At 63.1% G+C, this 21902-nt stretch carries 20 protein-coding genes and 1 pseudogene; 8 read left to right on the top strand and 13 right to left on the bottom strand.

Annotated features, from left to right (window positions below; genetic code table 11):
- Positions 1-17: 17 nt before the first annotated feature.
- The 3 genes from CP49_RS27975 to CP49_RS27965 form a co-directional block, all read right to left on the bottom strand.
- A complete protein-coding gene (locus tag CP49_RS27975; protein ID WP_057853406.1) occupies positions 18-974 on the bottom strand; it encodes a carbohydrate ABC transporter permease in 957 nt (318 codons plus the stop codon).
- A gap of 155 nt (positions 975-1129) precedes the next feature.
- Positions 1130-2479, bottom strand: coding sequence for an ABC transporter substrate-binding protein (locus CP49_RS27970; protein WP_057853365.1), 1350 nt, complete (start codon positions 2477-2479; stop codon positions 1130-1132).
- A 66-nt stretch (positions 2480-2545) separates the two neighbouring features.
- Positions 2546-3589 carry a C-terminal binding protein gene (locus CP49_RS27965; protein ID WP_057853364.1) on the bottom strand — a complete coding sequence of 348 codons (1044 nt, stop codon included), beginning with the start codon at positions 3587-3589 and terminating at the stop codon, positions 2546-2548.
- Between the two features lie 250 nt (positions 3590-3839).
- On the opposite strand from CP49_RS27965, the gene CP49_RS27960 reads away from it, so the two are divergent.
- A complete protein-coding gene (locus CP49_RS27960) occupies positions 3840-5525 on the top strand; it encodes a methyl-accepting chemotaxis protein (RefSeq protein WP_057853405.1) in 1686 nt (561 codons plus the stop codon).
- 252 nt (positions 5526-5777) lie between these two features.
- Here CP49_RS27960 and CP49_RS27955 read toward each other — a convergent pair whose 3' ends face one another.
- The 5 genes from CP49_RS27955 to CP49_RS27935 form a co-directional block, all read right to left on the bottom strand.
- On the bottom strand, positions 5778-6704 hold the full coding sequence (locus tag CP49_RS27955) for a Bug family tripartite tricarboxylate transporter substrate binding protein (protein ID WP_420807658.1): 927 nt from the start codon (positions 6702-6704) through the stop codon (positions 5778-5780).
- A 158-nt stretch (positions 6705-6862) separates the two neighbouring features.
- A complete protein-coding gene (locus CP49_RS27950) occupies positions 6863-7801 on the bottom strand; it encodes a DMT family transporter (RefSeq protein ID WP_057853362.1) in 939 nt (312 codons plus the stop codon).
- A gap of 398 nt (positions 7802-8199) precedes the next feature.
- The gene (locus tag CP49_RS27945; protein WP_057853361.1) at positions 8200-9207 is read right to left on the bottom strand and encodes a tripartite tricarboxylate transporter substrate binding protein; all 1008 of its coding nucleotides are present in this window, start codon (positions 9205-9207) and stop codon (positions 8200-8202) included.
- A 66-nt stretch (positions 9208-9273) separates the two neighbouring features.
- Positions 9274-10182, bottom strand: coding sequence for a VOC family protein (locus CP49_RS27940; RefSeq protein WP_197423257.1), 909 nt, complete (start codon positions 10180-10182; stop codon positions 9274-9276).
- 51 nt (positions 10183-10233) lie between these two features.
- Complete coding sequence (locus CP49_RS27935; protein WP_057853359.1) at positions 10234-11229, bottom strand: zinc-dependent alcohol dehydrogenase family protein; 996 nt, start codon at positions 11227-11229, stop codon at positions 10234-10236.
- Positions 11230-11360: 131 nt separating this feature from the next.
- Between CP49_RS27935 and CP49_RS27930 the strand changes: the two genes are divergently transcribed.
- The 3 genes from CP49_RS27930 (at position 11361) to CP49_RS27920 (ending at position 13663) form a co-directional block, all read left to right on the top strand.
- Positions 11361-12062, top strand: coding sequence for a GntR family transcriptional regulator (locus CP49_RS27930; protein ID WP_057853358.1), 702 nt, complete (start codon positions 11361-11363; stop codon positions 12060-12062).
- A 153-nt stretch (positions 12063-12215) separates the two neighbouring features.
- Positions 12216-13085, top strand: coding sequence for a fumarylacetoacetate hydrolase family protein (locus tag CP49_RS27925; RefSeq protein WP_057853357.1), 870 nt, complete (start codon positions 12216-12218; stop codon positions 13083-13085).
- A complete protein-coding gene (locus CP49_RS27920; RefSeq protein WP_057853356.1) occupies positions 13082-13663 on the top strand; it encodes an amino acid synthesis family protein in 582 nt (193 codons plus the stop codon). The genes CP49_RS27925 and CP49_RS27920 overlap by 4 nt, the downstream gene beginning before the upstream one ends.
- A 178-nt stretch (positions 13664-13841) precedes the next feature.
- Here the strand turns inward: CP49_RS27920 and CP49_RS27915 are convergent, their stop codons facing one another.
- The 3 genes from CP49_RS27915 to CP49_RS27905 all read right to left on the bottom strand — a co-directional run bounded on the left by CP49_RS27915 (position 13842) and on the right by CP49_RS27905 (position 16922).
- The gene (locus tag CP49_RS27915) at positions 13842-14996 is read right to left on the bottom strand and encodes an alpha-hydroxy acid oxidase (protein ID WP_057853404.1); all 1155 of its coding nucleotides are present in this window, start codon (positions 14994-14996) and stop codon (positions 13842-13844) included.
- A gap of 103 nt (positions 14997-15099) precedes the next feature.
- Positions 15100-15915, bottom strand: a complete 816-nt coding sequence (locus CP49_RS27910) for an MlaD family protein (protein ID WP_057853355.1) — start codon at positions 15913-15915, stop codon at positions 15100-15102.
- 107 nt (positions 15916-16022) lie between these two features.
- A complete protein-coding gene (locus tag CP49_RS27905) occupies positions 16023-16922 on the bottom strand; it encodes a LysR family transcriptional regulator (RefSeq protein WP_057853354.1) in 900 nt (299 codons plus the stop codon).
- A 103-nt stretch (positions 16923-17025) separates the two neighbouring features.
- Here CP49_RS27905 and CP49_RS27900 point away from each other — a divergent pair, with 103 nt between their 5' ends.
- Positions 17026-18015 carry a zinc-dependent alcohol dehydrogenase family protein gene (locus tag CP49_RS27900; RefSeq protein WP_057853353.1) on the top strand — a complete coding sequence of 330 codons (990 nt, stop codon included), beginning with the start codon at positions 17026-17028 and terminating at the stop codon, positions 18013-18015.
- Positions 18016-18017: 2 nt separating this feature from the next.
- Here CP49_RS27900 and CP49_RS27895 read toward each other — a convergent pair whose 3' ends face one another.
- Complete coding sequence (locus CP49_RS27895; protein ID WP_057853403.1) at positions 18018-18947, bottom strand: DMT family transporter; 930 nt, start codon at positions 18945-18947, stop codon at positions 18018-18020.
- A gap of 405 nt (positions 18948-19352) precedes the next feature.
- On the opposite strand from CP49_RS27895, the gene CP49_RS27890 reads away from it, so the two are divergent.
- A complete protein-coding gene (locus tag CP49_RS27890; protein WP_156438699.1) occupies positions 19353-19517 on the top strand; it encodes a hypothetical protein in 165 nt (54 codons plus the stop codon).
- Positions 19518-19540: 23 nt separating this feature from the next.
- On the opposite strand, the gene ybaK is transcribed toward CP49_RS27890, so the two are convergent.
- Positions 19541-20014, bottom strand: coding sequence for a Cys-tRNA(Pro) deacylase (ybaK, locus tag CP49_RS27885; protein WP_057853351.1), 474 nt, complete (start codon positions 20012-20014; stop codon positions 19541-19543).
- 291 nt (positions 20015-20305) lie between these two features.
- Here ybaK and CP49_RS27880 point away from each other — a divergent pair, with 291 nt between their 5' ends.
- Together CP49_RS27880 and CP49_RS27875 are read left to right on the top strand one after the other, a co-directional pair.
- Positions 20306-21598 carry an adenylosuccinate synthase gene (locus tag CP49_RS27880; protein ID WP_057853350.1) on the top strand — a complete coding sequence of 431 codons (1293 nt, stop codon included), beginning with the start codon at positions 20306-20308 and terminating at the stop codon, positions 21596-21598.
- A gap of 37 nt (positions 21599-21635) precedes the next feature.
- Positions 21636-21902 (top strand): annotated as a pseudogene (locus CP49_RS27875) (hypothetical protein); the annotation flags it as partial.

Here is a 21902-nt window from a genome sequence, read left to right as displayed (position 1 = left end):
TGGATTGGGCGGCTGCGTCAGTCATTGGCTTCTCCCTGCTGCCATTTACGGCGCGCGAGGCCGAAGTAGCTGAACAACGTCGCGAACACGAGGAACGGAACCATCGACACCGCGATTGCGGCGCCCTCGCCGAGCTCGCCGCCGGCGATGCCGCGCTGGAAGGCAAGCGTCGCAAGGAGATGCGTGGAGTTAACCGGCCCGCCGCGGGTGATGGCGTAGACGAGCTGGAAGTCGGTGAAGGTGAAGATGATCGAGAACGTCATCACGATCGCGAGTATAGGCATCATCATCGGGAAGGTGATGTAGCGGAATCGCTGCCAGGCGCTGGCGCCGTCCAGCATCGCCGCCTCATAGAGCGAGGGCGAGATGGTCTGCAGGCCAGCCAGCAGCGAGATCGCGACGAAGGGAATGCCGCGCCAGATGTTGGCCGCGATCAGCGAGAAGCGTGCGCTCCAGGGATTGCCGAGGAAATCGATATTGGTGGTGCGGATGTGCAGCACGTCGACCAGGAGATAGGAGATGATCGAGAACTGCGGATCGTAGATCCACCAGAATGCCAGCGCCGACAGCACCGTCGGCACGATCCACGGCAGCAGCACGATGGCGCGGAGCAGGCTCTTGAGCGGGAAGTGGTTGTTGAGCAGGAGCGCCAGCCAGAAGCCGAGCGCGAATTTCCCGATGGTCGCGATCCCCGTATAGAAGACGCTGTAGAACACCGCGCCCCACCACAACGGATCGGTCCACAGATACTGGAAATTCTCCAGCCCGATATAGATGCCGCGCTGGCCGATGGTGGTGTCGGTGAAGGCGAGCCAGACGCCGAGGCCCAGCGGGTAGGTGAGGAACACCGTGAGTAGCCCGATCGCCGGCGTGAGGCACATCACGATCAGGAACGGCTTGTAGTCGAACAGGCGCGCGACCCAGCCCGGTTGCCGGAGCGCCACGCCGCGCGATGGGAGAGTTGTTACAGACATCGGATTCCTGACCTGTCTGACTTTCAAGGTCATTCCGGGACGATGCAAAGCATCGAAGCCGGAATCTCGAGATTCCGGGTCTGGTGCTTCGCACCATCCCGGAATGACGGCGTGTCAATCGCTCCTAAGCAATGACGGTTGACCAGATTTGCGGTTCAGCCGCGGCCCTGTCGCCGGAAGTACCGCTTCGCGCGCTGCTCCGCTTCCGCAGCGGCAGCCTCTGGCGTCGAGGCGCCGGTGGCAACCGCTGCGCACATCTGGATCAACACGTAATCGGCGCTGACGGCACCGGTTGCCGTCGAGATCGGCCCCTTGTAGCCGTCGTAATAGGTGCTGTTCATGGTGTTCTTGAAGATCTTGACCTTGGGATCGCTGGACCAAACAGCGGCGTCGGCATAGGCCGCAAGCGGCTGCGACCAATAGCCCGAGTTGGCGTTGAGCCAGGGCTCGTACTGGTCCTTTTCCAGCATGAATTGCAGGAACGCCTTTGCGGCGTTGGGATATGGGCTGTGCTTGAACAGCATCGCGTTCAGCGTCAGGCCCGCCATCGGTGAAATCTTGGCGAGGCCCTTCGGCAGCAACTGATGCTCGCTGTCCTCGGCGATCGCGCGCGTCGCCGGATCGTTTTTCAGCGAGAAGTACAGCGATACGCCGTTGGCGGTCAGCGAGATTTCCTGCGAGGAGTAGGCGCGGTTGTTGCTGACGTCGTTCCACGACGGCGTGCCGGCGATGAAGGTCGGGTACAGCTCCTTGACCCAGTTCAGTGCGGCGATGGTCTCCTTGCTGTTGATGACAATGTTGCCTTCCTCATCGAGCAGGGAAGCGTTGTGCGACCACAGCGCCCAGTTGGCAAAACCGTTTCCGTCGCCCTTGGCGTTGCCCAGCGCAAAGCCGGCTGGCTTGCCGGCCTTTTGCAGCTTGCGGCACAGGTCCAGGATTCCGGCATGATCCTCCGGAACCTTGTCGAAGCCGACCGATTGCAGCACCGATTTGCGGTAGATCAGGGGGCCGGCGGTGGCGCCGAACGGCAATCCGATCCAGGCGTCGCTCTTGTTGCGCTTGCCGTATTTCTGCGCCAGCGGCTGCCAGCCGCCATAGCGCTTGCCGAGATAGTCGGCGACGTCGGTCAGCTCGACCAGCTTGTCGATGTAGATGTGCGGGGCGTCGGAGAAGCCGATGATGATGTCGGGGCCAGCGCCGGAATTCGAGGTCACCGCCGTCTGCTGGCTGATATCCTCCCAGCCGACGAAGTCGACCTTGACCTCGACGCCGGTCTCCTTGGTGAATTTGGCCGCATTGGCGCGGAACACGTCCTCGTCGGCCTGCACGAAGCGCACCGGGCGCAGCATGCGCAGGCTCGCGCCTTTCTCGATTGCAAGCTTGGGGGCGGGGACGTCAGCGGCCTTGATGACGGATGCGGTTTGCGCCGATGCGCCGGTAGCGGCCAGCGCAGCGGCGGAAACGCCGAGCGCCAATGCTTCACGACGGGTGATGTCGTTCTTCATGGTTCTCTCCCTGTTCTTTGTTCCCGGCGTTGAATCGCCGGTGAACGTAGTCGGAACGCTTGTCGCCTAACTGTTCGGACCGCGATCCATGCTGACCGGCTGCCAGCGGCGGAGCGAGGTGTTTTGCAGCACCGACGGATTGACGCAGCTTACCGGCCACATCCCCTGCAGGACCAGTGACAATTCGTAGCCCACGCGGCGCTTGCGCGCCTCGTCAAAACGTGCCGATGCCGACGCCACATGAGCGGTCAGCGTGACGTTTTCCATCGACAGCATCGGGTTGTTGTGGGACGGCGGCTCTTTCTCCAGCACGTCGAGGGCGGCGTGGGCGATCCAGCCGTCCTGCAGCGCCTTGATCAGCGATTCCTCGTCCACCGTGGCGCCGCGGCCGGTGTTGATGAAGATGGCGGATTTTTTCATCTGGCGGAAATGCTTCTCGGTGAGCATGTGATGCACCTCGGGGCGCGCCGGCGCATGCATCGAGACGAAATCCGACTGCGACAGCACCTCCGACAGGGTCGAGGGGATCACGCCGTGATCGTACATCAGCGTTTCCTGGATGAAGGGGTCGTAGGCCATCATGCGCAACCCGAACGGGGCGGCGCGCTTGGCGACCGCGCGGGCCACCCGGCCGAAGGAGATGAAGCCAAGCGTCTGGCCCATCAGCCGCGGGATCTTCAAAAGCGCAGGCCGGCCTTCGGACCAGCGGCCGGTGCGCACCATCTTGTCCTGCTCGACCAGCCGCCGAAAACCCGCCAGCAAAAGCATCATGGCGTGGTCGGCGACCTCCTCGATGAAGGTGTCGGGAATGTTGGTGACGGGAATGCCGCGGGCCGTGGCGGCCTTGACGTCGACTGAGTCGACCCCGACGCTGCCGAGCGTGATCACCTTGCAGTTCTCGAGGGCGTCGATAATCGCTTTGGTGATCGGCATGCCCTTGGCGTAGATCGCGTCCGCAGTCTTGGCGGCGGCGATGAATTCCGCCTCGTTGGCCGGCGCCTCGATGATTTCGGCCCCGATCGGATCGAGCGCTTCGTTCTCATAATCGTAGCCGCCGCCGGCGACCGTGAAGCTTGCGCCCTTCGGCGTCACTACCCTGAATTTCGGCATTTCCTGCTCCCGATTTCATTCTTCGGTGTTAATTTAAGGCGGCGGGCGCCGCCCCTTTTCTTTACGCGACTTCATCTTTTACGCGACCTGACAGCTGCCCGCTACAATCGCGGGTTGCCGCCTCAATCGGAAGCGGCGTTTCAGCCGGATTTCCGCTGGTCTTCGTAACAAAGCGCTAAAGGGTCTCACGATATTGTGCGCCGAATCAATCGGTCAATCGCGTGCCACGCGCCAATTTCCGGAGACCCCCGTGAAGCTGACAAATCTGAAGATCACCCCCAAGCTCGGCATTCTGGTGGGAGTGACCCTGCTCGGCCTCTGCGTCGCCGGCATGCTGGCGGGCTATTTGATGCAGCGTGAGATGCTGAATGCGCGGATCGAGCAGACCAAGGCGATCGTCGACATGGCGCGCAACATGGCGCTCGGCCTGCAGAAGCAGGTCGCCGCGGGTCAGATGACCAAGGAAGCGGCGATTGCCGAGTTCAGCAAGCGCGGCAATACGCTGACCTTCGACAACGGCAACGGCTACGTGTTCGCCTATACGATGGATGGCGTCGCCGTGCTGGCGCCGGTTCCCAGCCAGATCGGCCAGAACCGCATGGACATCGACACGGGTGGCAGAAAACTCGTGCGCGAACTGCGCGACGGCGTCGCGGCGAACGGCGAAATCATGCTGCGCTATGAATTCCGCAAGCCGGGACAAGAGGAGCTGATCCGCAAATTCTCCTATGCGGTTCCGATCCCTGGCTGGAACATGTTCGTCGGCACCGGCGCCTATCTCGACGATCTCGACACCAAGATGAAGCCGATCGCCGCGGTGCTCGGAATTGCCGTTCTCGGCATCGCCCTGATCGCAGGCAGCATCGCCTGGATGATCGGCCGCAGCATTGCGAAGCCGCTCGGTCAGCTCGGAACCCGAATGCAGGACCTCGCCGAGGGCCGGCTGGACGGCGAAATTCCCGGCATCGGCCGCGGCGACGAGATCGGCGCGATGGCCGCGACCGTGCAGATTTTCAAGGACAACGCGCTGCGCATCCGCGGGCTTGAACAGAAGGAAGCCGAGGTGCAGGCGCGCGCCGAGGCCGAACGGCGGGCAGCGATGGAAAGCATCGCCAGCGACTTCGAGCGCAGCGTGACCGGCATTGTCCGCTCGGTGTCGACGGCGGCCGCCGGCATGCAGACCACCGCGCAATCCATGACCACGACCGCCAGCGATGCCAGCGCGCGGGCGGCAACCGTCGGCGCGGCGTCGCAGCGTTCGTCCGATAATGTCGGTACCGTCGCGTCGGCTGCGGAAGAGCTCTCCAGCTCGGTGACCGAGATTTCCCGCCAGGTGGCGCGCTCCAGCGAGATCGCCACCAAGGCGGTGAGCGACGCCGAGCGCACCAACGCCACCGTCAGCGCGCTCTCGACCGGCGCCGAGAAGATCGGTGAAGTGGTCAAGCTGATCCACTCGATCGCGGCGCAGACCAATCTGCTCGCGCTCAACGCCACCATCGAAGCGGCGCGCGCCGGCGATTCCGGCCGCGGCTTCGCGGTCGTGGCGTCGGAAGTGAAGGCGCTCGCCAACCAGACCGCGAAGGCGACCGAGGAGATCTCGTCGCAGGTCGCCGCCATGCAGTCCTCGACCAGCGAGGCCGTGGCCTCGATCGGCGGTATCACCGAAACCATCGCCCAGATGAGCGAGATCACGGTCTCGATCTCGACCGCCGTCGAGCAGCAGGGCGGCGCCACCCGCGAGATCGCCCGCAACATTCAGTCGGTGGCGGCCGGATCGAACGAGATCTCCGCCCACATCGGCGGTGTCACCACGGCGGCGGCGGCGACCGGCAAGGCGGCGTCCGAGGTGCTGGCGAACGCCCGCGAGCTCGACACCCAGTCCGGCATGCTGCGCAACGCGGTCGACGAATTCCTCGGCAAGGTAAGGGCGGCGTAGTCGCAATCGGTAGGGTGGGCAAAGCCACCGGGTCGCGCGAATGCGCGCCCGATGACAGGCTCCGCGTGCCCACCATCTATCGCCGAATCGTAACGTGAACGGTGGGCACGCTTCGCTCTGCCCACCCTACGCAGTGCAGCCAGACCTCATCCTGAGGAGCGCGTCTTCGCGCGTCTCGAAGGATGAATGGCACCAGCGGGGCCTCATGGTTCGAGACGGCGATTCGCGCCTCCTCACCATGAGGATCGATGGCTACTGCTTCTCGATTCCCGCGCCCTCAATCAGCTTCTCCCACACCTTGAGCTGCTCCTTCACGAAGGCGTCGAACTCCTCGGGCGTGCCGGAGAATGCTTCCATGCCGCGCTCGGCGAGCTGGCTCTTGATGTCGGGGCGCTCGACGACCTTGCGAATTTCCGCATTCAGCCTGGCGACAATATCCTTGGGCATGCCGGCGGGGCCGAAATAGCCTTGCCACGAGGTGATGTCGAATCCCTTCACCGTGTCGTTCATGGTCGGGAGATCGGGCAACAATGCCGAGCGCTGCTTGGTGGTGACCGCGAGCGCCTTCAGCGCCTTGGCGTTGACGTGGGGCAGGCCGGTCGGGACGTCGATGAACATCATGGAGACGCGGCCGGCGATCAGATCAGTCAAGGCGGGCGGCGAGCTCTTGTAGGGGACGTGAAGCAGATCGATGCCAGCGAGGCGGGCAAACGTTGCGCCGGACACGATCGCAGCCGAGCTGCCGCTGGCATAGGAGTATTTGCCCGGCTCCTTCTTCGCCAGCGCAATCAGTTCTGCCACCGAGTTCGCCGGGATATCCGGGTGGATCACCAGCATGAAGGGCAGGTCGCCGCTGCGCGCGATCGGCGTGAAGTCCTTGACCGGGTCGTAGGTCATGTTCTTCATCAAATAAGGATTTGCCGAATGCGGTGTGTTGGTCGACACCATCAGCGTGTAGCCGTCCGGCGCGGAACGGGCGACCTGGCTTGCCGCGAGCGAGCCGTTGGCGCCCGGCTTGTTTTCGATCACGATGCCAGCGCCGAGCGCGGTGCCGAGCTCCTTCGAGATGATGCGCGTCGTGGTGTCGGTGCCGCTGCCGGCAGCGAACGGCAGCACCAGCGTGATGTTGCGGTTCGGGTAGGGCGCCTGGGCGGCAGCCGTGGCGATCATCGCCAACATCAATGGAGCCGCCGCCGCTATATGCCGATACCGCTTCAATAGTCCGATCATTATGGTCGTTTCCTCAACTGCTTTTTGTTGGATTGGCCGGCAAGCTAGCCTGCCGGCATCGAAAGTGGAAGCCGGCAAGACGCTAGGGCCGCTAGGCCGCACGCAGCTCATGCCTTCTTGGCCGAAGCTCGCCGTGACGCGATCACCACGCCGGCCAGCACCAGCGCATAGCCCACCAGGTGGAATAACCGCAACTGCTCGCCGAGCAGGAGAATCGCCATTGCCGAGCCGAACACCGGCACCAGATGAAAGAACGGCGCCGCGCGATTGGGTCCGATCAGCGCCAGCCCGCGGTTGAAGAACAGATAGGCCAGCGTCGAGGGAAAGATCACCGCATAGCCCAGCGTCGCCATCGAGATCATGTCGAACTTCAGTGTGGCACCGGTCGAAAACTCCCAGATCGAGAATGGCAGCAGCATCAGCGCGCCGCAGCAGGTGGTGAATGAAATCAGCGACAGCGCGTGCGTCACCGGCCGGCGCGGGATCAGCGCCGAATACAATCCGAACGACACCAGCGAGCTTGCAAACATCAGGTCGCCGCGGTTGAAGCTGATGCTGGCGAGCGCACCGAAGTCGCCGCGCAAAATGATGGTCAGCACGCCCACAAGCGAGATGGTGATGCCGGCAAGCTGCGCGCCGGTCAGGCGAATCCCGAACAGCGCCAGCGACCACAGCGCGACAAACAGCGGCCCCGCCGACTGGATCAGCAGCGCGTTCAGCGCCTCGGTATATTGCAGGGCCCAGTAGGAGATCGCGTTGTTATAGGCGAACCCGACCAGCGACAGAAATAGCATCATCGGCAGATGCGCGCGCAGCACCGGCCAGTCCTGCTTGAGATGCGGCCAGGCAAAGGGCAGCAGAATCAGAAAGGTGCCGATCCAGCGGACGCAGGACAGCGTCAATGGCGGCACATGGCCGGCGACATGGCGCGCCAGCACGATGTTGCCGGCCCAGAACAGCGAGGTCAGGCTCAGCAGCAAATAAGGCTGGTTGGTCAGCCACCGGACCGGATGAAAGGCAGGCGGCGCTGGTGTGGGCTTGGTCATATCGCGGGGCGGAATAGGGCCGGATTTTCCGCCACGCGACAAGTCCTGCGCACGCAATGCTACAATGCCTTGCGTGCTGACTTGCGCCTTGCCTTCATGCCGATGCGACCGGCGCTGCGAGCAGTCCCCCGCTGTCATACTCCGCGAAAGCGGGGTATCCAGTACGCCGCGGCTTCTCGACTGACCGCGAACGCCTCTGGAATACTTGATCACCCGCTTTCGCGGGTGACGACAGTTGGATAGGTCTGCCGGTCATTGCGAGCGAAGCGAAGCAATCCATCTCTCCAAGCTTACCGAGCGGAGATGTGGATTGCTTCGCTTCGCTCGCAATGACGTGGCGAATTCTTCGCCTTATCACCAGCTACTCAGTGTCTAGCGGCCGGCCTTTGACTGCCGGATCAGATCCGCGGAATGCCGGCGTCGTTGATGACCTTTGACCACCTGTCGATTTCGGCTGATATCAGCGCCCGCATCTCCTCCGGCGTGCTGCTTCGAGCCTCGCCGCCGGTCGCGGTTTCAAGCGCTGTCTTAGTGGCGGGATCCGCCAGCATCGACTGGATCTCCGCGTTCAGCCGCCTCACGATGTCCGGCGGAGTGCCCTTGGGGACCAGCAATCCGGCCCAGGTCCGCACGTCGAATCCCTTGACGCCGGCCTCCTGCGCGGACGGCACGTTCGGCAGCAGTTTAGTGCGCGCGGGCGAGGTCACCGCAAGGCCGCGAATGGCGCCGCTTTCAATCTGGCCGGCGAGCAGCACGGTTGTTCCGACGATCACGGGAACGTCTCCGGCGAGCAGGGAGGTGACGGTCAATGAGTCACCGCGATAAGGAACGTGCACCATCTTCGTGCCGGCGGTGATGTTCAACAGCTCGCCGGCGAGGTGGTGCGTGCTGCCGAAACCGACCGAGCCGTAGCTCAGGTCATCGGGCTTCGCTTTCGCCATCGCAATCAGGTCCGCCAGCGTCTTCGCCTTATGGTCGGCGCGAACCGCGATCACCAGCGCGTAATACACCATCGTCGACAGCATGTCGAAACTGTCGGTGGGGCTATAGGCGAGCTGCTTGTAGAGCGCGCCCGAAATCGCGTGCGCGCCCGTGACGAGGCCGATCGTGTAACCATCCGGCGCGGATTTGGCGACGGCGTCCGCCGCGAGATTGCCGCCGGCGCCCGGTTTTGCTTCCACCAGCACCGGCTGTCCCAGCCGCTTGGAAAGCCGATCCGAGACGATGCGCGCCATGGTATCGGCGGCGCCGCCCGCCGCAAAGCCGTGCAGCAGCCGGATCGGCCTGCTCGGATAGGCCTGCGCGGTGGCAAGGGAGGGCGCAAGACATATCAGGCTGATGGTTACGGCTGCCACGCCACGCAGGGCGCGCCACCGTCCACGCAGTGCATCCAACGATCGAGCCATTTGTTTCATCCCTGGTGTTTTGTTGTTTTGACGTCAGCCGTTCGGCTGTTCGTAGGCGATGCGCAGCTACTTTGCGCCGCGCATTGCCGGAGAAAACTCGTGGGCCTCCTTGGCCGGGCCGACGCCCCAGACGTCGCGCGGCAATCCCACCCACGTCTTCGGCCGCTGCGGACGATCGTGATGCCAGGGACGCGGCTCGAAATAGCCGAGCTCCTCGTCGAGCATCAGGTCCATGCTGTAATAGAGCTCGATCAGGTAGCGATCGGGATTATGGTGGTAGACCGCCACGTTGTGACCGGGGCCATGCCGTACCGGCCCCCAGAGAATCTGGAATCCCTTGCGTCCCAGGAGGTCGCAGGCCTGATGCATGTGCGAGGCGTCGCGCAGTTCGAACGCGAGATGATGCAGGCGGGCCTCAGTGCCGCGCGCAAAATTCATCGCGTGATGTTCGGGCCCGCAGCGCATGAAGACGAAATTTTCTTCGATCCGGTCCGATACGCGGAAGCCGAGAACGTCGCCGTAGAATTTGGCGACCCGCTCCGGATCGGGCGTGTAGAGCGCGACGTGGCCGAGCTTGGCGACGGCCAGGCCGCGGATCGGTTCGATGGGCTTGCAGAACTCCCATCTGGAGAACAGTTCGATCTGAAGCCCGTCCGGATCGTTGAAGACCAGTGCCTTCGCAATTCCGGGCGCCGTGTCGCTCCTGATTTCCGACTTGATGTCGAGGCTTGCCAGCGGCTTCTGCAGGTCAGCCAGATCGAGGTGGGGTGCAACCTCATAGGCGATGGTGGTCAAATGAGAGGCTGCGCCCTGCTCGAGAACCAGCGTGAGTTCATCGGACTCGGTGCCGAGAAAAATGCGGCGGTCGTCCCGTCCAATCACGGCGAGCCCGATGACGGATTGATAGTAGTCGAGTTGCGGTTCGACGTCAGCGCTTGTGAAGGTGACGTGTCGTAGCCGCTTGACCTTGATCATCTCGTGACCTCTTGAATTCAGGCAACCATTTGGACTGTGCGAGCGCCCCGCTCACTCCGGAGTCATCACGATCTTCCCGAACGCCGCGCCGGAATCGAGGAGTTCATGCGCGGCGCGAACTTCTGCGAGCTTGAAGCGCTTGAAGATCGCCGGCCGGATGGCGCCGTCGGCGAGATAGCCGATCATCTTCCGCATGATCTCGCGCCGGCCTTCGCGGTCGTGATCATAGATGTGAAAGGAAAAGCAGCGGATCGCCGGGCAGATGTCGAGATACTTCCGCATCTCGCCCATCAGGTTTTCGGTCGGCAGGCCGGCGAACGCATTGTAGGAGACGATGGTGCCCCATTTGTCGAGCGCGCCGAGATAGGAATAGAATTCCGGGCCGCAGACATGATCGAGCACGAGGCTGACGCCGCGTCCGCCGGTCAGCGCGCGGGTGCGCACGACGACGTCCTCGTCGCGATAAAAGATCACCTCGTCGGCCCCCATCTTTCGCGCGAAGGCAGCCTTCTCCTGCGTGCTGACGGTGCCGATCACCTTCATCCCGGCGAGTTTTGCAAGTTGCACCAGCGACGTCCCGACCCCGCCAGCCGCGCCAATGACAAGAGCCGAGTGGGGCGGGGTACTGGAGCCGCAATTGTTCAATAGCGCCCAGGCGACCTGATAATTGGGCAGGCAAACGGCGTCCTCGAACGCGACATTCTCGGGCAGGACGTGTACGGCGTCCGCAGGCGCTGCGACATATTCGGCGTAGCAGCCGCCGCGCTGGGCAAGGTCGCGCGCGCTCAACAGCACCCTCTGGCCGACGGAAAGCCCGCTCACCTCTGGGCCGACGGCTTCAAGGATGCCGGCCACATCGTTTCCGGGGTTGGCCGGCAACGGCGGCATCCATTTGTAAACGCCGCTGCGGATCAGCTTGTCGGGCTGACCGACACCGAAAGCCTGAGCCCGGATCAAAACGTCCCGCTCGCCCGGCGCCGGCATCGGCACGTCGGTATAGTCGAGCGCCTCCGGGCCTCCAGGGCGATGCACCAATACAGCCTTCATCCGAATAGCGCCTTCATCCGAGCGGCTCTCCCCATTTTTGCCTATTTTCGAAAATATTGCTCATTGCGAAAATTATTGCAACGGGATTCTTTTGGGCTAGGATCGCGGCCTTCGGGGTCACGAGAGAATCAATGACAACGACTGCCCTCAAGGCGCGCAAGGAATTCGGCAAGACGCTCGCTTCCGACATCGCGCACCGGCTGCGAAACGAGATCGTCACCTGCCAGCTCAAGCCGAACGAATCGCTGAAGTTCGATGCGTTGCGCCTGTCGTTCGGCGCCAGCTTCACGACGCTGCGTGAAGCCTTGACGTTGCTGGTGGCGGAAGGGCTTGTCGTCGCCGAGGAGCAGCGGGGCTACAAGGTCGCGCCGGTGACGCTCGAGGATTTGCACGACCTGACCCACGCCCGCATCCTGATCGAGGTCGATCTGATCAGGCGATCCATCGAGCGTGGCGACGATGACTGGGAAATAAGGGTTATTTCGTGCCTGCACCGCCTCGCCAAGATCGAGGAGCGGGCGCCGGAAGACTATGCCGGTAACGCCGAATGGAAGTCGGCGCATCGCCAATTCCATGAAGCGCTGGTCTTGGCATCCGGTTCGCCGACACTGCTTGCCGTGCGCAATTCGTTGTTCGATCGCGCCGAGCGCTACCGGAATTTGTCGGCATTGTACCGGCCGCGGCCTCGCGACAAGGCCGGCGAACACCGGGCATTGATGCAGGCCGCGATCGGCCGCAATGCCGATCAGGCGTGCGCCCTGATCGCCAGCCATATCCAGACCACGTCCGACAACGTCGCAAAGTACGCCTCCGGCGTGATCAACGCCGGCTGATTGCCAGCGCGCGGCTGGAGGCCGCTCTCCCGACTAAGGAACTCGATGAACGGCACCCAGGCGGCGATTTCGGTTGCGTTCCGTTAGATTTTCGAAAATAGTAGGTTTAAGCGAAATCCAACGGCGCCAACAAACGAGAAGGATACAGGTCGCATGCGGCTGCTTTCATTTCTGAACAACGGCAGGGAGACCTGGGGAGCGATCATCGGCGATGGCGTGGTCGACCTCGGCAGCAAGCTGTCCCACGCCGCGCTGCAGGACTTCATCGCAAGCTCGGATTTCGAAAAGCGGGACAGCATCGTGGCCGGCTTCAAGCCGGACCTGAAGCTGGCCGATATCAACTATCTTCCGGTCATTCCCCGTCCTGAGAAGATCGTTTGCGCCGTGCGCAACTATCTCGACCATCACCAGGAAGCCGTCGCCTTCGGTATGCAACGGGAGATTACGGCGTTTCCGCCTATCTTCCTGCGGGTCTGGCGCTCGCAAGTCGGCCACGACGCGCCGGTCATCCGGCCCAAGGTATCGACCCATCTGGATTGGGAGGGCGAACTTGCTGTGATCATCGGCAAGCCGGGCCGCCATATTTCCGAGGCCGATGCCATGCAGCACGTCGCCGGGTACTCGATCTACAACGACGTCAGCGTGCGCGATTATCAGAGGCACGCCCAGCAGATCGCGGCCGGCAAGAACTTTGTCGGCACGGGACCGTTCGGGCCCTGGATGGTGACGACGGATGAGTTGCCGGATCCGACGAAACTGAAGCTCGAGACCCGCGTCAACGGCAACGTCGTTCAGAAATCGGACACATCGTTTTTGATCTTTTCGATTCCGCGGCTGATCAACTACGCCTCCGAGATCTTCGACCTGATGCCGGGCGATGTCATCGCCACCGGCACGCCGGCCGGCGTCGGCTTCACGCGCAAGCCGCCAATGTTCCTGGTGCCGGGCGATGTCGTCGAAGTCGAGGTGGAGAAGATCGGCGTGTTGCGTAACCCCGTCGTTGACGAGAGTACGCAGTCGTGACGGCGTACGATATCCGCAAGACACAGGTTTCGATTGAGGAAATCTGGCACGAACGCGGGCCGCGCCGGGCGCGGCCGCTATTGATCGGCACCGCGCTTGCCGTCATCAACAACCCCTATGCCGGGCGCTTCGAGCCGGACTTGATGCCGTTTCAGGCTGATTTGCGCGATCTCGGCCGGCAACTGGCGAGAGCGCTATGCGAGCGGCTGGGCGGCAAGGACGCCATCGAAGCCTATGGCAAAGGCGCAATCGTCGGCGATGACGGCGAACTCGAGCACGGCGCGGTCTGGCACGAGGCCGGTGGTGCTGCGATCCGCGAAGTGATCGCGCAGGCCAAGGCGATCGTTCCCGCGGCCAAGACCGTTGGTGCGCTTGGAACGCGGCTGATGGTCCCGCTCGGCCACATCGAGGCGGCTTACGTGCGCAGTCATTTCGGCACCGCCGAGATGACGATCTGGGACGCGCCGCGGCGCGACGAGATCGTGTTCGGATTGGTGATGGCGACCGGCGGCCGAACGCACGCGCGCATCGGTGGACTCTCGGTGGACCAGATTTCAGTTCACGATGGGCAGAGGTGAAGTTCTCGTCCTACTGCGTGGTAGCTGCTCAAACCCCTCATCCTGAGGAGCCCGCAGAGGGGGCGTCTCGAAGGATGTGGGCCACAGGCGGGGCCTCATGGTTCGCCCGGCGATGCGAAGCATCGTCCGGAGACGCGCTTCGCGCTCCTCACCATGAGGGGCTTATGATGCAGCAAGATTAGAACTTCCTTACCAGATCCGGCGTGATCTCGCTCAGCTTGCGGATGCCGAGCAATGCGAGATCGCGGTCGATCTCGGCTTTCAAGAGCGTGATCGCGCGCTGCACGCCGGCTTCCCCGCCGGCGATCGCCGCATAGAGGAAGGGGCGGCCGACCCAGACGAAATGCGCGCCGAGCGCGAGCGCCTTGATCACGTCGGTGCCGCGGCGGATGCCGCCGTCGATCATGACCGTCATGCCCTTGGCCTCGGCTGCGATCTCCGGCAGCGTGCGCAGGCTAGAGATCGTGTAGTCGAGCTGCCGGCCGCCATGGTTGGACAGCATCACGCCATCGACGCCGCTCTCGCGTGCGATGCGTGAATCCGCCGGTGACACCAGGCCCTTGATCACGAGCTTGCCCTTCCACTTCCTGCGGATCAGTTCGACGTGCTTCCAGGCGAGCTGGTCGCGGGCGCCGATGTTGCGCATCAGGTTTTTCGCCAGCACCGGCGGGCCGCGTTTGGCATCCATGTTCTCGAAATGCGGCATGCCGTAATTCATCACGGTGCGCGCCCAGGTGCGGAACAGCCAATGCGGATGAGTGACCGTGTCCCAGGCAACGCGCGGCGTGATCGCAAGCGGCACCTGAAAGCCGTTGCGGATGTTGTTCTCGCGGTTCGGCGGCACCGGCACGTCGGCGGTGATGACGAAGGTGTCGTAGCCGGCCGCCGCCACCCGATCGACCAGCGGCTCGATCCGCTCGGGCAAGCCGGCGAGATAGGCCTGATACCACGCGGCCTGATTGGCGGCGCGCACGTCTTCCAGCGTGATCAGCGACGAGGCGCTGAGGATCATCGGCACATTCTCAGACCCAGCCGCCTGCGCCAGCACGATGTCGCCGCGATAGGCGCACAGCGCGGAAGAGCCCATCGGCGGAATGCCGAACGGCGAGGCGTAGGTCTTGCCGAACAGCGTCGCTGTCTGGTCGCGGCCGGAGACGTCGTTGAGCACGCGCGGCACGAAGCCGTATTCGTCGAAGGCTTTGCGGTTGTCGCGCACGGCTGCGTCAGTCTCGGCGCCGCCGGAGATGTAGCCATAGAGGAATTTTGGAATCCGGCGCCGCGCCACAGACTCGAAATCGTCGAGCGACAGATATTTTTGCAAAGCCCGCGGCACCGCGTTGTCGGTGCGGGTCACAGTCGTGGGCGGCGCAGTCACGCTTGCCGATTTGTCGAGCACGTCGGGCGTTCCATCTTTTTGGTTATTGTGCGGAAGCAGCCTACCGCCGGGGAGGCGGGCCACCAAATTTCTGGCCGGCCTTGTTGACGGATGCGCTGACCTCGCCGAGCATTTTTCGCGTCTCGGCGATCAATTGCCCGGATTTCTTGTCGAAGCTTTCGATCAGCTCGCGCATCGAGATCACGGTCGGCAGCAATTCGCCGCCATATTTGTCGTTGGCGAGGCTGCCGAGGAAGTCCTTGGTCTTGGCCAGCGCGCCGTCGACGGCGTTGACGCCGTTCTCGGCGGTCGAGATGATGCTGGTGATCTTCTCGCTATTGCCGGACAGCGAGGCCGTGAACGTCTCGAAATTCCTTAAGGTATCCTTGATCGCCACCTCATTGTCGGCGATCACCCGGTCGACGTTGCGCAGCGCCGCGCGGATTTTTTCCTGGGTGTTGAGCATCCCTTCCGGATCGGCGGTCAGCTCTGGAATACCGTCCGCGCCTTTTGGCGGCGGCGGCGCCTCGTCCGATCCGCCGGTGAACGAGATTGCCGCAATGCCCGTCAGCCCCTGAAATTCGAGGCCGACCTGGGTATCGCCCTTCACCGGCGTGTTGCCGTCGATCATGGCGAGCGCGACGACGCGGCGCGGATGGTCGAGCTTCAGCGACACCACTTCGCCGACCCGGATGCCGGCGAAGTTCACGCTGCCGCCCTTGCGCAGGCCGGACGCCGAGCCCTCGAAGATCACGCGGAACGGCACCTTCTGCTTGGCGCTGACGAACTTCTGATAGCCGAGAAACCCGCCCAGCGATCCCCCGATCAGGGCCAGGACGAGCGTGCCGATCATCAAATTGCTGGCGCGAACCTTCATCGAGTTGCCTTAAGCGAAATACGCTTCAGAAGTAACGGATCTGGCAGATAAAGTCACCGCGGATGCAAGCGCTGCCAGTGTTTCCGTGGCGGCGGCGTAATCGCCGTTCACGTCATCAGCTTCGGCAACGCAGCCGCCAGCGCGTCGACCGCAAGACGAACCTTCAGGGGCAAATAAGGCGCCTGCAGCCAAAGCGCATAGCCGTCGTATAGGAAACCGGTTTGATTGGGCAGTAACGGGACAAGGGCGCTTGCCTGAATCCGTTCGCGAACCAGCCAATACGGTAGCCACGCAACTCCCATTCCCGCAGCCGCAGCATCGGCGATGGCGTCGAGATCGTCGAGCCGGAACCGGCTGACCGGCGTGAGCTGTATCGGAGGCTGATCGTCGCGCGGAAACAACCAAGGGCTCACATGACCGGAACGGCCATAGAGGATCGCTTGATGTGTGCCGATATCCTCGATCTCTCGCGGGGTTCCGTGATTCGCCAGATAGGATGGCGAGGCGCAGACAATCATGCGCTGGCGCGCGATGCGACGGGCGATCAATCCGGCCTTGTCCTCCAGCGTGCCAGTGCGGATTGCGAGGTCGAAGCCGCCGTCCGAAAGGTCGATGAGAGGATCGCTGAAAGATAGATCGAGCTCGAGTTTGGGATGCCGCCCCGCCAGCTCCAACAACACGGGAGCAACGCAGCGGCGGCCAAACAGCACGGGCATAGTGACCCGCAGCTTGCCGCGCGGTTCTGAAAGTTGTTCGGCCGCGAGTGCGTCCGCGGCCTCGGCTTCAGCGAGCACTGATCGGCAGCGATCATAGTAGGCGCGGCCGAACTCGGTCAGGCTCTGACGGCGCGTGGTGCGGTTGATAAGGCGAACCCCCAGACGTTGTTCGAGAAACTGGACGTGCTTGCCCACCATTGGCCCAGACAGATCGAGCGCATCCGCCGCGGCCGCGAACGAGCCGAGGTCGGCGGCTTTGACGAATACGGCCATGCTGGAAAGACGATCCATAATTCAAAACTATTAGTTTCGACTGTCCTGCTTGGGAAGCGATTTATTGCTCCGGTGAAGCTCTGGCATAGCTATTCAGCTCAATTGTTTTGGAGTTTGTCGAATGGTTCGCGTCGTCCGCTTTCATCAGCATGGGGGTCCCGAGGTGCTGCGCATCGAGAATATCGATGTGCCGCCGCCCGCTCCGGGTGAGGTTCAAATCCGCGTTCGGGCGCTGGGCCTCAACCGCGCCGAAGTGTTGCTCCGTTCCGGCTCCTATATCGAGACGCCGACATTACCTTCCGGGCTTGGCTTGGAAGCAGCCGGCGTCGTCGAAGCGGTCGGTGCAGGCGTCGACAGCTTCGCGCCGGGCGATGCCGTCAACGTGGTGCCTTCGCTATCGATGGTCCGCTGGCCCGCCTATGGCGAGCTGGCGAGCTTCCCTGCCGAACTCGTCGTCCAGCACCCGCGTGCGCTCAGCTTTGAGGCGGCGGCAGCGGTCTGGATGCCAACCGTTACCGCCTATGGCGCACTGATCGAGATCGCCACGCTGCGGCGGGAAGATTTCGTGGTCATTACCGCGGCATCCAGCAGTGTCGGACTTGCCGCCATTCAGATTGCCAACCAGATCGGCGCGACTGCGATCGCGGTGACGCGGACGTCCCGTAAAAGACGGGCCTTGCTAGGGTTCGGTGCCGCGCATGTGATCGCTTCGGCGGAAGAGAATCTGGAAGGGCGGCTGAAGGAAATCGCCGGCCCCACGGGCGTCCGGGTCGTGTTCGATGCGGTCGGAGGCCCGATCTTTGGACCTCTGACGGCGACGATGTCGACAGGCGGCATCCTCATCGAGTATGGCGGCCTGAGTTCGGAGCCGACACCTTTTCCGCTGTTCAATGTGCTGAGCAGGCGCCTGACGCTGCGCGGCTACCTCATGCACGAGATCGTCGGCGACCCGGCGCGCCTTGAAGCCGCCAAGGCGTTCGTGCTCGCGGGGCTGAAGTCGGGTTCGCTACAGCCGGTAATCGCAAAGACCTTTCCGTTTGATCAGATCGTGGAGGCGCATCGATTTCTCGAGTCGAACGAACAGTTCGGCAAGATTGTCGTGACGCTTTGAGCTCAGCCCGTCTTCGGCTTTCGCGACGCCACAAATACTCCGGCGAGCACCAGCGCAAAGCCGATGAAGTGGAACGCTTGCGGGTGCTCGCCGAGGAAGACGATCGACATGACGGTTCCGAACACCGGCACCACGTGGAAGAATGGCGCGGCGCGGTTGGCGCCGATCAGTTGCACGCCGCGATTGTAGCAGAGATAGGCGATCGTCGAGGGAAACAGCGCGACGTAAGCAAGCGTCAGCAGGTTCGCGGTGTCGATCTGCATCAGCGGCCGCGCGAACAACTCCCAGATGAACAATGGGATCAGGCAGGCCGCGCCGGCCCCGAAAGTGAAAGCGACGAACGACAGGCCGTGGATATCAGGGCGCTTTAGCGACAGCACCGAGTAGATCCCGAAGATCGCAAGCGCCACGATGAAGATCAGGTCGCCGATGTTGAAGTCGATGCCGGACAGCTTGGTGAGGTCGCCATGCATCAGGATGATCAGCACGCCGGCCATCGACAGCATGACGCCCGCCGCTTGCGCCAGCGTCAGCCGTACGCCGAGCAGCAGCAGCGACCACACCGCGACCACCAGCGGGCCTGCCGACTGCAGTAACAGCGTGTTCAGCGCCTGGGTGTGCTCGAGCGCCCAGTATTGCAAGGTATTGAACGCGCCGATGCCGGTGATGGAGAGCAGGATCATGATGCCGAGGCGGCTGCGGATCGCGGGCCAGTCGCGGACGAGATGCTTCCAGGCAAACGGCAGGATGATCAGGAACGCGAACGACCAGCGCAGGAACGAAAGGGTCACCGGGGCGATGTGGCCGGCGGCCAGCCGCCCGACGATAGCGTTGCCGGCCCAGCACATCGCCGTGATGCTGAGCAGCAGATAAGGCTGGTTGGCGAGCCAATTCCCGGATGATGCGGGTGAAGTCTGTTCGGATGCCGTCATTTTAAGGATAAGGCCCGGGTTCATGGCGCCGCGGCCCGCCCGGCCGACGTTGCCGGGCCGGAAGATGACCCGGCCCACGTCACAGACACGGATTTGCGGCGCCCATCAATGGTGCAGGATGCATCGCGACCATGCAGCCCGCCCTGCCTGTTCCTTGGTTATTATTGTTTGGGGTTGCCACGGGCGGGCGAGTATGCAATCAAAGGACGATTGATTCATGTAACCCAACCCTGGTTTGTTTTTTTTCGGGGTCGCATGCTCTGAGTTATTCCGGGTTATTTCAGTTTTGGGCGTTCGTTCGATCGTTGGGACCACGGGTTTGCAGGCGACTGCGCTTGTCAGCAGCTTGCTCCGCCCGTGAGGTCGAAATTTCTAGAGATGATGGGGCATTCCTTGGACACGCCGATGTTGGCCGAAGAAGCCGAAACTGAAATACGTCACCAGTTTGCCGTTCGCGCCAATTCGATTCTGGCGTTCATCGAATGCGTCGAGGAGCAGCGCCCGAAACTGCGCCAGGCCATCATCGAGGCGATGCTATGGGCGCAGACGCAGCCCAAACTTACCAAGTAGGGGCCTGTCGAAGCGAAGGCCGCTCACGCCACCAGCGCCCGCGCGATCGCGCCGACAGCCTTCACCGCGTCGTTGGGATCGAGTTCGACCTGCAAGCCGCGCTGGCCGCCATTGAGGAACACGCTTGTATGGCCGAGGGCGGCCTCCTCGATCGCGACCGGCACGCGCTTCTTCTGCCCGAACGGCGAGATGCCGCCGACATGGTAGCCGGTCAGCCGTTCGGCATCCGCCGGCCGCATCATCTTCGCCGTCCTGGCCCCGAACGCACCTGCGAGTTTTTTCATGCTGACCTCGCAGTCCGACGGCACCACGGCGCAGACCGGCTTGCCGTCGACCTCGGCCATCAGCGTCTTGAGCACGCGCGCAGGCCGCACGCCGAGCGCTTCCGCCGCCTGCAGCCCGATGCTCGCCGCATCCGGATCGTAGTCGTAGGCGTGCAGGGCGAATTTCACGCCAAGTTTTTCCAGCGCCTGGGTTGCACGGGTGGTTTTTGACATGGCCTTTCCATCATTGCCGGATGTTAATGCGTTTCTCGCCCTCGCGGACCCCTAGGGGTACAAATTTTCCGGGGATATCAATGGGTTGGAGCTGTTCTAAGGCCCCCTTAAAGTTGCGTTCTTGCTTGCCTAGAGCACCCGCTTCCTTTATCCGGTGGGGCTGCCTTGCATGCGAACGGCCCCCGGCCGTGATTTGGGCTGGGCAAGCTAGCGCATGATCCGGAAAAGTGGATACCGGTTTTCCGGAAAGGTCATGCTGGGACCAATAGATTTGCAGGGAACACCTTAAAAATGGCCAATGTTGTCGTCGTCGGCGCCCAGTGGGGTGACGAGGGGAAGGGCAAGATCGTCGACTGGTTGTCGGAGCAGGCCGATATCGTCGTGCGCTTCCAGGGCGGCCACAATGCCGGCCATACGCTCGTCATCAACGGTGAGACCTATAAGCTCGCGCTGCTGCCGTCCGGAGTGCTGCGGCCCTCGAAGCTCGCCGTGATCGGCAATGGCGTCGTCTTCGATCCCCAGGCTTTCCTCGACGAAGTTGCAAGATTGAAGGGGCAGGGCGTCGCCATCAGCCCGGACAATCTGCGCATAGCCGAGAACGTCACGCTGATCCTGCCGCTGCACCGTGATCTCGACGCCTTGCGGGAATCGTCCAATGTGGTCACCGCGATCGGCACCACGCGCCGCGGCATCGGACCTGCCTATGAGGACAAGGTCGGCCGCCGCGCCATCCGCCTGATGGACCTCGCCGACCTCGACACGCTGCCGCACAAGATCGACCGTCTGTTGGCGCATCACAACGCGCTGCGCCGCGGGCTCAATCTGGAGGAGATCGACGGCGGCGGGATCCTGAAGGAGCTCACCGCGCTGGCGCCAAAACTGTTGCCCTACGCCGAGACGGTGTGGCGGCTGCTCGACATCAAGCGCCGCGAAGGCAAGCGCATCCTTTTCGAGGGCGCGCAGGGCGCGCTGCTCGACGTTGACCATGGCACGTACCCTTACGTCACCTCGTCCAACACGGTGGCGGCGCAGGCGGCGACCGGCACCGGCATGGGGCCGGCCTCGGTCGGTTACGTGCTTGGCATCTGCAAGGCCTACACGACCCGCGTGGGGCAGGGACCGTTCCCGACCGAGCAGGACAACGACATCGGCCGCAAGATCGGCGAACGCGGCCGCGAGTTCGGCACCAATACCGGCCGGCCACGCCGCTGCGGCTGGTTCGACGCGGTGCTGGTGCGGCAAACCGTCCGCACCTGCGGCATCACGGGGCTCGCGCTTACGAAGCTCGATATTCTCGACGGCTTCGACACCATCGAGGTCTGCACCGGCTACATGCTGGACGGCAAGGAAATCGACCATCTGCCGGCGGGCGAGGGCGCCCAGGCCCGGGTGGTGCCGGTCTACGAGACCATCGAGGGCTGGAAGGAGCCGACCGCCAACGCCCGTTCCTGGGCAGACCTGCCGGCCCAGGCCATCAAATATGTCCGCCGGGTCGAGGAACTCGTGGGTTGTCCTATCGCACTGCTTTCCACCAGCCCTGAACGCGAGGATACTATCCTGGTGCAGAACCCGTTCGAGGCTTAACGAGATGTTACCGCAGGGCCTGCAGTATTGAAGAGAAATGGCTGATTATTACCCGCTGATCGCACGCGCCATCGCCGGCCTGGATCCCAATGCTCCAGGCGAGAGCCGCCGCGCGCTCTATGAGCGGGCCCGCACAGCGCTGATCGCGCAGTTGCGCAGCGTTCAGCCGCCGCTTTCCGAATCTGAAATCACCCGCGAGCGGCTGTCGCTGGAAGAAGCCGTGCGCAAGGTCGAATCGGAAGCCGCCCAGCGTGCGCGCGAGGCAAGCCGGCCCGGCGGCGGCGGTGCCGCGCGCGGCGGCGAC

Origin of the sequence: Bradyrhizobium valentinum (assembly GCF_001440405.1) — a bacterium.
GTDB classification, from domain to species: Bacteria; Pseudomonadota; Alphaproteobacteria; order Rhizobiales; family Xanthobacteraceae; genus Bradyrhizobium; species Bradyrhizobium valentinum.
The sequence above is the reverse complement of the archived record's forward strand: the minus strand, read 5'-3'. Positions and strand labels throughout refer to the sequence as shown.

Bases quoted from the DNA above. Each gene is read 5' to 3' on its own strand.
- CP49_RS27975 (WP_057853406.1), bottom strand. From the start codon at position 974: ATGTCTGTAACAACTCTCCCATCGCGCGGCGTGGCGCTCCGGCAACCG.
- CP49_RS27970 (WP_057853365.1), bottom strand. From the start codon at position 2,479: ATGAAGAACGACATCACCCGTCGTGAAGCATTGGCGCTCGGCGTTTCC.
- CP49_RS27965 (WP_057853364.1), bottom strand. From the start codon at position 3,589: ATGCCGAAATTCAGGGTAGTGACGCCGAAGGGCGCAAGCTTCACGGTC.
- CP49_RS27955 (WP_420807658.1), bottom strand. From the start codon at position 6,704: ATGTTGGCGATGATCGCCACGGCTGCCGCCCAGGCGCCCTACCCGAAC.
- CP49_RS27950 (WP_057853362.1), bottom strand. From the start codon at position 7,801: ATGACCAAGCCCACACCAGCGCCGCCTGCCTTTCATCCGGTCCGGTGG.
- CP49_RS27945 (WP_057853361.1), bottom strand. From the start codon at position 9,207: ATGGCTCGATCGTTGGATGCACTGCGTGGACGGTGGCGCGCCCTGCGT.
- CP49_RS27940 (WP_197423257.1), bottom strand. From the start codon at position 10,182: ATGATCAAGGTCAAGCGGCTACGACACGTCACCTTCACAAGCGCTGAC.
- CP49_RS27935 (WP_057853359.1), bottom strand. From the start codon at position 11,229: ATGAAGGCTGTATTGGTGCATCGCCCTGGAGGCCCGGAGGCGCTCGAC.
- CP49_RS27930 (WP_057853358.1), top strand. From the start codon at position 11,361: ATGACAACGACTGCCCTCAAGGCGCGCAAGGAATTCGGCAAGACGCTC.
- CP49_RS27925 (WP_057853357.1), top strand. From the start codon at position 12,216: ATGCGGCTGCTTTCATTTCTGAACAACGGCAGGGAGACCTGGGGAGCG.
- CP49_RS27910 (WP_057853355.1), bottom strand. From the start codon at position 15,915: ATGAAGGTTCGCGCCAGCAATTTGATGATCGGCACGCTCGTCCTGGCC.
- CP49_RS27905 (WP_057853354.1), bottom strand. From the start codon at position 16,922: ATGGATCGTCTTTCCAGCATGGCCGTATTCGTCAAAGCCGCCGACCTC.
- CP49_RS27900 (WP_057853353.1), top strand. From the start codon at position 17,026: ATGGTTCGCGTCGTCCGCTTTCATCAGCATGGGGGTCCCGAGGTGCTG.
- CP49_RS27895 (WP_057853403.1), bottom strand. From the start codon at position 18,947: ATGACGGCATCCGAACAGACTTCACCCGCATCATCCGGGAATTGGCTC.
- CP49_RS27890 (WP_156438699.1), top strand. From the start codon at position 19,353: ATGTTGGCCGAAGAAGCCGAAACTGAAATACGTCACCAGTTTGCCGTT.
- ybaK (WP_057853351.1), bottom strand. From the start codon at position 20,014: ATGTCAAAAACCACCCGTGCAACCCAGGCGCTGGAAAAACTTGGCGTG.
- CP49_RS27880 (WP_057853350.1), top strand. From the start codon at position 20,306: ATGGCCAATGTTGTCGTCGTCGGCGCCCAGTGGGGTGACGAGGGGAAG.